The sequence below is a fragment of the Burkholderia sp. Ac-20344 genome (assembly GCF_017104975.1).
Lineage (GTDB): Bacteria > Pseudomonadota > Gammaproteobacteria > Burkholderiales > Burkholderiaceae > Burkholderia.
Genome location: NZ_JAAGPP010000075.1, coordinates 30,123 through 42,679 on the forward strand (window position 1 = coordinate 30,123; position 12,557 = coordinate 42,679).

Genomic DNA, 12,557 nt, shown 5'->3' on the forward strand with positions numbered 1-12,557 from the left:
TCCCAGAACGCGGGCGCGCGAAAAAAACATGGAACGGAGACACCTTCATGCAACGGAAAGCATTCCTGGTCGGCGCGTGCGTGCTATGCGCCACATCGGCGCACGCATCATCGGTCACGCTGTACGGGATCGTCGACAGCTACGTCGAATTCGATCGCATCGGCAGCCTGTCGAGCGTGCGGCAGAGCGGCGGCGGCGCGTCGACGAGCCGGTTCGGGCTCACGGGCGTCGAGGATCTCGGCGGCGGCACGTCGACGAAATTCGTGCTGGAGAGCGGCTTCTCGCCGGCCGACGGATCGTTCCAGGGCGGCACGCTGTTCTACCGGCAGGCCTATGTCGCGCTGCAGGACACGCGCTACGGCGACCTCCGGCTCGGCCGGCAATACACGCCGTCGTTCTACGTCGTCTATGACGGCGATCCGTTCGGGCTCAACGAACGGCTGTCACCGCTCGCGCTGCTCGCGACGTCGACGGACACGATCACCCCCAACACGACGCCGCCGATTCCCCGCTTCAACCAGGCGGTGTCGTATCTGAGCCCCGACTGGAACGGCCTGCGCGTGATGGCCACCTACGGCTTCCCGACGCCGAACGCGCTGTCCACGCAGGCCGGACGCAACTATGGCGCCGGGCTCCAGTACCGGATCGGCGGACTCTACGTCGGCGCCGGCTTCCAGGGCGACACGTCGGCCGGCAACCCGTCGCCCGTCGTGTCCCCGTCGACGACCCGCCACTACGTGTTCGCGGCCAACTACGCGTTCGCGCACGTCAAGCTGTACGCCGCGTTTCTCTATGGCGTCGGCACGGCGCCGAACCTGCCCGCGTTCTCGACCGCGAGTGCCGGCGCGTCGATCGACGTCGGTGCGCTCGATCGCGTGCTCGTGTCGGTCGTGCGCCGCGACGTGAAAGGCTCGGCGAACGACGCGACCGCGCTCGGCATCGGGTACGACCACCCGCTGTCGAAGCGGACGTCGCTCTACGCACGCTACCTCTATATGAAGAACGGCGGCAACGCCCGCAACACGGTCGTCGTCGGCCTGCAGCCGCAACCGGGTGGCACCGAACAGGTGTTCGCGCTCGGCATCGTTCACCGCTTCTGACGGAGTGTCCATGACCCCGACCCTTCCGACCCACCCGGCCGCCGTCGACGATGGCGCGACGCCGGTGCTCTACCGCCGGATCTCGCGCCGGCTGCTGCCGTTCCTGATCCTGTGCTACACGCTGTCGTTCATCGACCGGATCAACATCGGCTTCGCGCACGCGCAGATGGCGGCCGAACTGCACTTCTCCGACGCCGTCTACGGGCTCGGCGCGGGCATCTTCTTCATCGGCTACATGGCGTTCGAGATCCCGAGCAACGCACTGCTTGCGCGGATCGGCGCACGCAGGACGATCGCACGGATCATGGTGCTGTGGGGGCTCGGCTCGGCCGCGACGATGTTCGTCACGACGCCCGCGCAGTTCTACGCGTGCCGCTTCCTGCTCGGCGTGTTCGAGGCCGGGTTCTTCCCCGGCATCCTGTTCTATCTCGGCGCGTGGTATCCGCCGAAGCAACGCGCGAAGGCGTTCGCGCTCTTCATGACGGCGCTGTACCTCGCGGGGATGATCGCCGGCCCCGTGTCGGGCGCCATCCTCTCGTACTTCGACGGCGCCGCCGGCCTGAGCGGCTGGCAATGGCTGTTCCTCGTCGAAGGGCTGCCGAGCAGCGTGCTCGGCCTCGTCGCGCTGCGGGTTCTCGATGACCGGCCGGACGACGCACGCTGGCTGTCGGACGCCGACAAGGCCGCGCTACGCGCCGCGCACACGCAAGCCGAAGCCGGCACGCCCGATGCGAACGCGTCGCGGCCGCTGCTCGCCCACCGCGATTTCTGGCTGCTGTGCGCGGCCAATTTCGCGATCGCGGCCGCCGGCTATGCACTGGTGTTCTGGATGCCCGTAATCCTGCATCGCGGCGGCCTGCATGGCGCGATGCAGATCGGGCTGCTGTCCGCGCTGCCCTACCTGTGCGGCATCGTCGGCATGCTCGGGATGGGCTGGCGCACCGAGCGCCGGCGCGAATGGCGCGGACATGGCGCGATCGCAATGATCGCGTGCGCGGCGGCGCTCGCCGGGCTGGCGAGCATCGGCGGCACGCCGCACCTGATGCTCGCGCTCTGCCTCGCGGTCGCCACGCATGCCGCGGCGCTACCGGCGTTCTGGGTGCTGCCGGGACTCGCGCTGCCGAAGCGCTCGATGGCGGTCGCGATTGCGGCGATCACGATGTCCGGCGCGATCGGCGGGTTCGCGAGCCCGTTCCTGATGGGCGTGCTCAACACGGCCACCGGGTCGATGCGCGGCGGACTCTATTTCAACGCCGCGCTGCTCGCGGCCGGTGCCATCGCGTTGCTCGGCACGCTGCGCGCCCGCGCATCGTCTCGTCCGGACGCGGGCTGACCGCGTCGGCATTTCCTCCCTCACTCTCATCGACTCTCATGAATTTCGAACTCGAACTCGATCACCGGATGATCCGGGACCTCGTCGCACGCTTCGTGAAGGACGAACTGATTCCGCTCGAAGCGGCCGTGATGGCGCGCGAGGCCGACGGCCAGCGCTTCGGGCTGCTCGCCGACGAGCGCGCGCACCTCGACGAGCGCTCGCGGCAGCTCGGCCTGTGGGGGCTCGACGCACCGCTCGACGCAGGCGGCGCCGACCTGCCGGCCATCGCGATGGTCGGCGTGAACGAAGCGATCGGCACAACTGTGACCCCGTACATCCTGCCGCCGGACTCGCCGAACCTGCGCATGCTGTGCGAAGTGGCCGACGACGCGCAGCGCGCGCGCTATCTCGCCCCGTACGCACGCGGCGTCACGCGTGCCGCGATGGCGATCTCCGAGCCGGGCGCCGGCTCGGATCCCAGTGCGTTGTCCACGACGGCCTTGCGTGACGGCGACAGCTGGGTGCTGAACGGCCGGAAGATCTGGATCAGCCATGCGACCGAAGCCGACTGGACAATCGTGATGGCGCTCACCGACCGGAGCAAAGGCAAGCGCGGAGGCATGTCGGCGTTCATCGTCGACCGCGACACGCCGGGCTTCATCATCGAGCGCCGGATCCCGATGATCGGCGGGCTGTCCACCTATGAAATCGTGCTGGAGAACTGCCGCATTCCCGCCGCTCAACTGCTGGGCCGGGAAGGCGCCGGTTTCGCGCCGATGCAGGCACGGCTCGCGAACCGGCGGCTGGAGATGGCCGCCTGGTGCATCGGCCGCGCCGAGCGCGCGGTCGCGCTGCTGTGCGACCATGCGAAACAGCGCACGACCTTCGGCGTGCCGCTCGCGGAACGCCAGGCTGTCCAGTGGTGGGTCGCCGACGCACTCACGCAAATCCACGCGTGCCGCCTCATGACCTACGAAGCGGCCGCGCGCGTGGACGCCGGGCAGGACGCGCGCACGCAGATCTCGATGGTCAAGGTGTTCGCGACCGAAACGGCATCGAGCGTCATCGATCACGCGATGCAGACGCTCGGCGCGATGGGCATGACGAAGGAAATGCCGCTGCAGCAGATGGCCAGCGAAGCGCGGTTGATGCGCATCTTCGAAGGCCCGACCGAGGTACACCGTTGGGTCGTCGCGCGCAGCGTGCTGTGAGCGCGCGGCCCACCGTCGCGATGGAGCCATGCGTTGGATACCCTGCATCTCGTCGATCCTGAAATCCGCCCGCTGCTCGCGGCCTGGCCGACCGTCACGCTCAGTGCCGACAACCTCGTACAGTCGCGCGAACGCGTGCTGCCGCTGCCATCGCCCGACCTCGCCGGCAGCACGCTCGAACGCCGCGCGGTGCCCGGTCCCGCCGGCGCGCCGGACGTGCCGGTCCTCGTCTACCTGCCCGAGGCCGGCGCGCGACCGCTCCCGGCGATCGTCCACATGCACGGCGGCGGCTACGTGCGCGGCGCGGCGAAGGATCTCGAGGCCGTGCACCGGTCGCTCGTGACGCAGCTCGGCTGCGCGCTGATCTCGATCGACTACCGCCTCGCGCCGGAAACCGTGTTTCCCGGCGCGATCGAGGACTGCTACGCGGCGCTCGCGTGGGTCTTCCACCACGCCGACGCGCTCGGCATCGACGCAGCGCGGATCGGCGTGGCCGGCGAAAGCGCGGGCGGCGGGCTCGCCGCCGCGCTGGCGCTGCTGGCACGCGACCGCGGCGAATGCCGGCTCGCGTTCCAGCACCTGATCTATCCGATGCTCGACGATCGCACCTGCACGCGCACGCCGCACCCGCATGCCGGCGAGTTCGTCTGGCATGCGGCCAACAACCGGTTCGGCTGGCGCGCGCTGCTCGGTCACGCGCCGGGCATCGACGGCGTGTCGCCGTACGCTGCTGCCGCACGCGCCACGCGGCTCGACGGCCTGCCGCCCGCGTTCCTGTCGGTCGGCTCGCTCGACCTGTTCCTCGACGAAAATCTCGACTACGCGCAGCGCCTGCTTCGCGCGGGCGTGCCGACCGAACTGCATGTGCTGCCCGGCGGTGTGCACGGTTTCGACATCGTGCCCGGCGCGCGCGTGGCCGAAGCGGCACGCCGCCTCAGCCACGACGCGCTGCGCCGGTTCCTGCACGGATGACGAAAACGACGCGGGCGGCCGAAGCCGCCCGCATCTGCACCGCACCAACCGGCCTCCGTCAGAACGCATCCCCCGGCACCCGCACCCAGCCTTCCATCAGCACGCGCGCGCTGCGGCTCATGATCGCCTTGGTGACGGTCCACTCGCCGTTCTCGAGCTGCGCTTCCGCGCCGACGCGCAGCGTGCCCGAAGGATGCCCGAAGCGCACCGCGTTGCGTTCGCCACCGCCCGCCGCCAGGTTGACGAGCGTGCCGGGGATCGCCGCGGCCGTGCCGATCGCGACTGCCGCCGTGCCCATCATCGCGTGGTGCAGCTTGCCCATCGACATCGCGCGCACCAGCAGGTCGACGTCGCCCGCATTCACGCGCTTGCCGCTCGATGCGACGTAATCGGCCGGCTTCGCGACGAACGCGATCTTCGGCGTGTGCTGCCGCGTCGCGATTTCATCGAGCGTGTCGATCAGGCCCATGCGCAGCGCGCCGTGCGCACGAATCGTCTCGAACTTCTCGAGCGCCTTCGCATCGCCGTTGATCGCGTCCTGCAGCTCGGTGCCCGTATAGCCGATCGCTTCCGCTTCGACGAAGATCGTCGGGATCCCCGCGTTGATCATCGTCGCCTTCAGCGTGCCGACGCCCGGCACCGCAAGATCGTCGACGAGGTTGCCGGTCGGGAACATCGACCCGCCCGCGCCCTCTTCCTCGGCGGCCGGGTTCATGAACTCGAGCTGCACTTCGGCGGCCGGGAACGTGACGCCGTCCAGCTCGAAGTCGCCCGTCTCCTGCACCGCGCCGTTCGTCACCGGCACATGCGCGACGATCGTCTTGCCGATGTTCGCCTGCCAGATCCGCACGGTCGCGATGCCGTCGCGCGGCACGCGCGCCGGATCGACGAGCCCGCCGCTGATCGCGAACGGGCCGACCGCCGCCGACAGGTTCCCGCAGTTACCGGTCCAGTCGACGAACGCCTTGTCGATCGCGACCTGACCGAACAGGTAGTCGACGTCGTGGCCGGGCCGCGTGCTCTTCGACACGATCACCGTCTTGCTGGTGGACGACGTCGCGCCGCCCATCCCGTCGATCTGCTTGCCGTACGGATCGGGGCTGCCGATCACGCGCAGCAGCAGCGCGTCGCGCGCGGCGCCCGGCGCCTGCGCGGCGTCCGGCAGGTCCTGCAGCCGGAAGAACACGCCCTTGCTGGTGCCGCCGCGGATATAGGTCGCGGGAATCCTGATTTGAGGAATGTGAGCCATGTTTGCGTTATCCCTGTGTGCCCCGGTCAGGCCGCCTGCGACGATTCGAGGAAGTCCTGCGCGAAGCGCTGCAGCACGCCGCCCGCTTCGTAGATCGACACTTCCTCGGCCGTATCGAGCCGGCACGTCATCGGCACCTCCACGCGCTCGCCGTTCCTGCGGTGAATCACGAGCGTCAGGTCGGCGCGCGGCGTGCGCTCGCCGATCACGTCGAAGGTCTCGGTGCCGTCGATGCCGAGCGTCGTCCGGTTCGTGCCGGGCTTGAACTCGAGCGGCAGCACGCCCATCCCGATCAGGTTCGTGCGATGAATCCGCTCGAACCCTTCGGCAGCGATCGCCTCGACGCCCGCGAGCCGCACGCCCTTCGCGGCCCAGTCGCGCGACGAGCCCTGGCCGTAGTCGGCGCCGGCCACGACGATCAGCGGCTGCTTGCGATTCATGTACGTCTCGATCGCTTCCCACATCCGCATGACCTTGCCTTCCGGCTCGACCCGCGCGAGCGAGCCCTTCTTCACCGCGCCGTCGACGACCGCCATCTCGTTGATCAGCGTCGGGTTCGCGAAGGTCGCGCGCTGCGCGGTCAGGTGGTCTCCCCGGTGCGTCGCGTACGAGTTGAAGTCTTCTTCCGGCAGGCCCATCTTCGCGAGGTATTCGCCGGCCGCGCTGTCCAGCAGGATCGCGTTCGACGGCGACAGGTGGTCGGTCGTGATGTTGTCGCCGAGCACCGCGAGCGGGCGCATGCCTTGCAGCGTGCGTTCGCCGGCGAGCGCCCCCTCCCAGTACGGCGGACGGCGGATGTACGTGCTCTGCGCGCGCCAGTCGTACAGCGGCGCCGCGCGCTCGCCCGCATCGGCGCTACGCGCGAACATCGGCTCGTAGACCTTGCGGAACTGCTCGGGCTTCACGCTCGACGCGACGATCGCATCGATCTCCTCGTCGGTCGGCCAGATGTCCTTCAGCGTGACGGGCTTGCCGTCCTGGTCGTGGCCGAGCACGTCCTTCTCGATGTCGAAGCGGATCGTGCCGGCGATCGCATACGCGACGACGAGCGGCGGCGATGCGAGGAACGCCTGCTTCGCATACGGGTGGATGCGGCCGTCGAAGTTGCGGTTGCCGGACAGCACGGCCGTCGCGTACAGGTCGCGATCGACGATCTCCTGCTGGATCTTCGGGTCGAGCGCGCCCGACATCCCGTTGCAGGTCGTGCACGCGAACGCGACGATGCCGAAGCCGAGCTTCTCGAGTTCGGGCAGCAGGTTCGCTTCTTCCAGGTACAGCTCGACCGCCTTCGAGCCGGGTGCGAGCGAGCTCTTCACCCACGGCTTGCGCGTAAGGCCGCGCGCATTCGCGTTGCGGGCGAGCAAGGCCGCGGCAATCACGTTGCGCGGGTTGCTGGTGTTCGTGCAGCTGGTGATCGCGGCGATGATCACCGCGCCGTCGGGCATCTCGCCTGCCTTCTCTTCCCACTGGCCGGCGATCCCGCGCGCGGCGAGATCGGACGTCGGCAGCCGCTTGTGCGGATTCGACGGGCCGGCCATGTTGCGCACGACGCTCGACAGGTCGAACGTCAGCGTACGCTCGTACTGCGCGTTGGCGAGCGTATCGGCCCACAGGCCCGCCGCCTTCGCGTAGGTCTCGACCAGCTTCACCTGCTCGTCGCTGCGGCCCGTGAGGCGCAGGTAGTCGGTCGTCTGGCCGTCGATGAAGAACATCGCGGCCGTCGCGCCGTATTCGGGCGCCATGTTCGAGATCGTCGCGCGGTCGCCGAGCGTGAGGCTCGCCGCGCCTTCGCCGCGGAATTCCAGGTACGCGCCGACCACCTTTTCCTTGCGCAGGAATTCGGTCAGTGCGAGCACGACGTCGGTCGCGGTGATGCCGGGCTGGCGCTTGCCGGTCAGCTCGACGCCGACGATGTCGGGCAGGCGCATCCACGATGCGCGGCCGAGCATCACGTTCTCCGCTTCGAGGCCGCCGACGCCGATCGCGATCACGCCGAGCGCGTCGACGTGCGGCGTGTGGCTGTCGGTGCCGACGCAGGTGTCCGGATACGCGACGCCGTCGTGCGCCTGGATCACCGGCGACATCTTCTCGAGGTTGATCTGGTGCATGATGCCGTTGCCCGGCGGGATCACGTCGACGTTCTCGAACGCCTTCTTCGTCCACTCGATGAAGTGAAAGCGATCCTCGTTGCGGCGATCCTCGATCGCGCGGTTCTTCGCGAACGCGTCCGGATCGAAGCCGCCGCATTCGACAGCGAGCGAGTGGTCGACGATCAGCTGCACGGGCACGACCGGGTTCACCTTGGCCGGGTCGCCGCCGCCGTCGGCGATCGCGTCGCGCAGGCCGGCGAGATCGACGAGCGCCGTCTGCCCGAGGATGTCGTGGCACACGACGCGCGCCGGGAACCACGGGAAATCACGTTCGCGCTTGCGCTCGATGATCTGTTTCAGCGAATCGGCAAGGATCGCCGGATCGCAGCGGCGCACGAGGTTTTCGGCGAGCACGCGCGACGTGTACGGCAGCGTGTCGTAGGCGCCGGGCGCGATCGCTTCGACTGCGGCGCGCGCGTCGAAATAGTCCAGCGACGTGCCGGGCAAGGGTTTGCGGTTGGCGGTATTCATGATGTGGGGAACTCGGGTATGGCGTCCGGCGCACGCCGGCCCCCGTCACGCGGGCGGCCGGTGTGCACGGTGGGCGTTTCAGCGCTTTTCGATCGGCACGAACTGCAGGTCTTCCGGACCGGTGTAGTTCGCGCTCGGGCGGATGATCTTGTTGTCGATGCGCTGCTCGATGATGTGCGCGCTCCAGCCGGACGTGCGCGAGATCACGAACAGCGGCGTGAACATCGCGGTCGGCACGCCCATCATGTGATACGACACCGCGCTGAACCAGTCGAGGTTCGGGAACATCTTCTTCGCTTCCCACATCACCGACTCGAGGCGCTCGGCGATGTTGTACAGCTTCAGGTCGCCCGCTTCCTTCGACAGCTTGTGCGCGACGCCCTTGATCACCTTGTTGCGCGGATCGGAGATCGTGTAGACCGGGTGGCCGAAGCCGATCACGACTTCCTTGTTTTCGACGCGGCGGCGGATGTCGGCTTCGGCGTCGTCCGGCGAGCTGTAGCGGCTCTGGATTTCGTACGCGACTTCGTTCGCGCCGCCATGCTTCGGGCCGCGCAGCGCACCGATCGCGCCGGTGATCGCCGAGTAGATGTCCGAGCCCGTGCCCGCGATCACGCGGCCGGTGAACGTCGATGCGTTGAATTCGTGCTCCGCGTACAGGATCAGCGACGTGTGCATCGCCTCGACCCACGACTTCGACGGCGTCTTGCCGTGCAGCAGGTGCAGGAAGTGGCCGCCGATCGAGTCGTCGTCGGTTTCCGTCTCGATGCGCTTGCCGTTGTGCGAGAAGTGATACCAGTACAGCAGCATCGAGCCGAGCGATGCCATCAGGCGGTCGGCGATGTCGCGCGCGCCCGGCAGGTTGTGGTCGTCTTTCTCCGGCAGGACGGTGCCGAGCACCGACACGCCCGTGCGCATCACGTCCATCGGGTGCGCGGACGCCGGGATCTGCTCGAGCGCCGCCTTCAGTGCGCTCGGCAGGCCGCGCAGTGCGCGCAGCTTGGTCTTGTAAGCGGCCAGTTCGGTCAGGTTCGGCAGCGTGCCGTGAACGAGCAGGTGCGCGATTTCCTCGAATTCGCACGATTCGGCGACGTCGAGAATGTCGTAGCCACGATAGTGCAGGTCGTTGCCGGTCTTGCCGACCGTGCACAGCGCCGTGTTGCCGGCCGTCACGCCCGACAGCGCCACCGACTTCTTCGGCTTGAATGCGCCTGCGGTGGCCGGTGCTGCTGCGTCTTTCGTCTCGCTCATGTTTCTGCTCTCCAATGTGTATCGGGGGTATCAGCTGTCGGCCGGACTTGGCGCTTTAGCGCTTAGTCCGGCCCCATGCTTCGCGGTCGGCCGGACTGGGCGCTTCAGCGCCTGGTGCGGCCCCATGCAACGCTCGCCGGAACCGAATCCCGGCGCGCGGGCGCGTTACTTCTTGCCCTGCGCGAACAGCTCGTCGAGCTTGCGCTCGTATTCGTGATAGCCGAGGAAGTCGTACAACTCGGCGCGCGTCTGCATCGTCGGCACGGCCGCCTTCTGCGTGCCGTCGCGGCGCAGCGTCTCGTAGAAGTTCAGCGCGGCCTTGTTCATCGCGCGATACGCGCCGCAGCAGTACAGCGCGATGTCGACGTTCGCCTCGCGCAGCTCGTCGAGCGTGAACAGCGGCGTCGAGCCGAATTCGGTCAGGTTCGCGAGAATCGGCACCTTCACGGCTGCCTTGAAGCGGCGGTAGTCGTCGAGCGACTTCATCGCCTCCGGGAAGATCATGTCCGCGCCGGCCTCGACATAGGCCACCGCGCGCTCGATCGCCGAGTCGATCCCTTCGGCGGCGGCGGCGTCGGTGCGCGCCATGATCACGAACTGGTCGTCGGTACGCGCATCGACCGCGGCCTTCACGCGATCGACCATTTCCTCGATCGGCACGACTTCCTTGCCCGGACGGTGACCGCAGCGCTTCTGGCCGACCTGGTCTTCCAGGTGCACGGCCGCGACGCCGGCCTTGATGAACGAACGGACCGTGCGCGCGATGTTGAACGCGCCGCCCCAGCCCGTATCGATGTCGACCAGCAGCGGCAGGTCGGTTGCGTTGGTGATCCGGTTCGCGTCGATCAGCACGTCTTCCATCGTGCTGATGCCGAGGTCGGGGATCCCGAGCGAGTTCGCGGCGACGCCGCCACCCGACAGGTACACGGCCTTGAAGCCGACGGCCTGCGCCATCTTGGCTGCATAGGCGGTGATCGCGCCGACCACCTGCAGCGGCTGCTCCGCCGCGACTGCCGCGCGGAATTTCGCGCCGGCGCTCTGAAGATGCGTATTGCTCATGAACGGCCTCCTGAAGGAACGACCATTAACAGCAAGGACCGGGCCAGCGCGCGCAACGCCGCTAACCCACTGATTCTTAAGCAACCGGCACGGGCGAGGCAGCGCCTGGCGATTTCAATTTGGCAATTCCATGTTTCAAAAATGAAATCTCACGCGCATAATCGACCGTCATGGACCTCTCCTCGACCAAGCCCGTCGGCCCGGCCGATCGCGCGGTGCGCCCGCGCATCTGGGCGATGGGCATCAGCCGCCTGCGCGATCTCTTTCGCGAGATCGCCGGCGAATTCGACGAACGCGCCGACGTGCGCATCGTCACGCGCGCCTATGAAGATGCACTCAGCGCGATCGCCGAGGCCGGCACCGCGCGGCCCGACGTGATCGTCGCGGCCGGTTCGAACGGCGGCTTCCTGAAGACGCGTGCGCAGGTGCCGGTGGTGGTCGTGTCGCCGACCGGTTTCGACGTGATGCAGGCGCTCGCGCGCGCACGGCGCGACGCGTCGCGGATCGCGCTCGTCAGCGCCGGGGAAACGCCGCCCGAAGTGCGCCGCTTCGTCGCCGCGTACGGCCTCGACGTGCAGTTTGCGTCATATCAGTCCGCGCAGGAAGCGGAAGCCTGCGTGCACGACCTGCGCGACCGCGGCATCGAGACGATCGTCGGCCCCGGCCTCGTCACCGATCTCGCGGCCAGTGCCGGCATGGGTGCGGTGTTCCTGTATTCGCACGCATCGGTACGCAAGGCCGTCGATACGGCGCTCGAAGTCGCGTATGCGACGCATGCCGAGGCGTTCCGCCGCCAGCGGCTCGACAACCTGCTCCAGCACCTGCGCGACGGCGTGGTCGCGCTCGACGCGCGCGGTCGCGTGGAAGCGATCAACGAGCGGCTCGCGTCGGCGCTCGGGGTCGAACCCGCGGCGGCCGTCGGCCGCGCGCTCGTCGACCTGAGGCCCGAGCTGCGCACGCTGCGCGGCGAGGACGGCGACGCGCTCGCGACCGTGCGCGGCGTGCGCTACGTCGTGCATCGCGGGCCGCTCGTCGACCGCGGCGTCACGTCGGGCAGCGTGCTGACGTTCCAGGAATCGCGCGCGGTCGAGCGGCTCGACCGCGCGCTGCGTTCGCAGCCCACCACGCAGCAGTTCGCGGCGCGCTACGCGCTCGACGACGTGGTCGGCGCATCAGCGCCGATGGCGCGCGTGCGCGATCTCGTGCGCCGCTACGCGAAATCCGACGCGACCGTGCTCGTGCTCGGCGAAAGCGGCACCGGCAAGGAAATGATCGCGCAAAGCCTGCACGCGCTGTCCGCGCGGCGCAGCTACCCGTTCGTCGCCGTCAATTGCGGCGCGTTTCCGGAAGCGCTGCTCGAAAGCGAGCTGTTCGGCTATGAGGAAGGCGCGTTCACCGGCGCGCGGCGCGGCGGCAAGACCGGCCTGTTCGAAGCCGCCCACCGCGGCACGCTGTTTCTCGACGAGATCGGCGAGATGCCGCCGTCGCTGCAGAGCCGGCTGCTGCGCGCGCTGCAGGAACGCGAGGTGATCCGCCTCGGCTCGACCGAGCCGATCCGCATCGACGTGCGCGTGATCGCCGCGACGCACCGTCCGCTGCTCGCGGCCGTCGAGGCCGGCACGTTCCGCGCGGATCTCTATTACCGGCTCAACATCCTGAACGTCGGCCTGCCGCCGCTGCGCGAGCGCGCTGCCGACATCCCGGCGCTCGCCGCCACGCTGCTCATGCAGGCCGCACGGCGCGAACCGCGCCTCGCCGAACGCCTGCGCGACGCCGCCG

At 68.7% G+C, this 12,557-nt stretch carries 9 protein-coding genes; 5 read left to right on the top strand and 4 right to left on the bottom strand.

Features of this window, described 5'->3' with window-relative positions:
* Positions 1-47: 47 nt before the first annotated feature.
* From G3N64_RS22620 to G3N64_RS22635, 4 genes are read left to right on the top strand one after another with little or no spacing between them, the layout of a single operon-like run.
* Positions 48-1,100, top strand: coding sequence for a porin (locus G3N64_RS22620; protein ID WP_205785903.1), 1,053 nt, complete (start codon positions 48-50; stop codon positions 1,098-1,100).
* Between the two features lie 10 nt (positions 1,101-1,110).
* Positions 1,111-2,433: an MFS transporter gene (locus G3N64_RS22625; protein ID WP_205785904.1), complete on the top strand. Its 1,323-nt coding sequence runs from the start codon at positions 1,111-1,113 to the stop codon at positions 2,431-2,433.
* Positions 2,434-2,471: 38 nt separating this feature from the next.
* A complete protein-coding gene (locus G3N64_RS22630) occupies positions 2,472-3,626 on the top strand; it encodes an acyl-CoA dehydrogenase (protein WP_205785905.1) in 1,155 nt (384 codons plus the stop codon).
* A 33-nt stretch (positions 3,627-3,659) separates the two neighbouring features.
* Positions 3,660-4,598 carry an alpha/beta hydrolase gene (locus tag G3N64_RS22635; protein ID WP_205785906.1) on the top strand — a complete coding sequence of 313 codons (939 nt, stop codon included), beginning with the start codon at positions 3,660-3,662 and terminating at the stop codon, positions 4,596-4,598.
* Between the two features lie 58 nt (positions 4,599-4,656).
* Here G3N64_RS22635 and prpF read toward each other — a convergent pair whose 3' ends face one another.
* From prpF to prpB, 4 genes are all read right to left on the bottom strand, one after another.
* Complete coding sequence (gene prpF / locus G3N64_RS22640; RefSeq protein WP_205785907.1) at positions 4,657-5,847, bottom strand: 2-methylaconitate cis-trans isomerase PrpF; 1,191 nt, start codon at positions 5,845-5,847, stop codon at positions 4,657-4,659.
* Positions 5,848-5,873: 26 nt separating this feature from the next.
* Positions 5,874-8,468: a Fe/S-dependent 2-methylisocitrate dehydratase AcnD gene (acnD, locus tag G3N64_RS22645; protein WP_205785908.1), complete on the bottom strand. Its 2,595-nt coding sequence runs from the start codon at positions 8,466-8,468 to the stop codon at positions 5,874-5,876.
* A gap of 78 nt (positions 8,469-8,546) precedes the next feature.
* Positions 8,547-9,719 (bottom strand): 2-methylcitrate synthase, encoded by a 1,173-nt coding sequence (gene prpC, locus G3N64_RS22650; RefSeq protein ID WP_205785909.1) that lies wholly within the window; start codon positions 9,717-9,719, stop codon positions 8,547-8,549.
* A 165-nt stretch (positions 9,720-9,884) separates the two neighbouring features.
* A complete protein-coding gene (gene prpB / locus G3N64_RS22655) occupies positions 9,885-10,778 on the bottom strand; it encodes a methylisocitrate lyase (protein ID WP_205785910.1) in 894 nt (297 codons plus the stop codon).
* Between the two features lie 170 nt (positions 10,779-10,948).
* On the opposite strand from prpB, the gene prpR reads away from it, so the two are divergent.
* On the top strand, positions 10,949-12,557 hold a 1,609-nt coding region (gene prpR / locus G3N64_RS22660), incomplete at its 3' end, for a propionate catabolism operon regulatory protein PrpR (protein WP_205785911.1).

What these genes read in the sequence shown, in the direction of transcription:
- G3N64_RS22620 (WP_205785903.1), top strand. Translation starts at nt 48, where the DNA reads ATGCAACGGAAAGCATTCCTGGTCGGCGCGTGCGTGCTATGCGCCACA.
- prpB (WP_205785910.1), bottom strand. Translation starts at nt 10,778, where the DNA reads ATGAGCAATACGCATCTTCAGAGCGCCGGCGCGAAATTCCGCGCGGCA.
- prpC (WP_205785909.1), bottom strand. Translation starts at nt 9,719, where the DNA reads ATGAGCGAGACGAAAGACGCAGCAGCACCGGCCACCGCAGGCGCATTC.
- G3N64_RS22630 (WP_205785905.1), top strand. Translation starts at nt 2,472, where the DNA reads ATGAATTTCGAACTCGAACTCGATCACCGGATGATCCGGGACCTCGTC.
- acnD (WP_205785908.1), bottom strand. Translation starts at nt 8,468, where the DNA reads ATGAATACCGCCAACCGCAAACCCTTGCCCGGCACGTCGCTGGACTAT.
- prpF (WP_205785907.1), bottom strand. Translation starts at nt 5,847, where the DNA reads ATGGCTCACATTCCTCAAATCAGGATTCCCGCGACCTATATCCGCGGC.
- G3N64_RS22625 (WP_205785904.1), top strand. Translation starts at nt 1,111, where the DNA reads ATGACCCCGACCCTTCCGACCCACCCGGCCGCCGTCGACGATGGCGCG.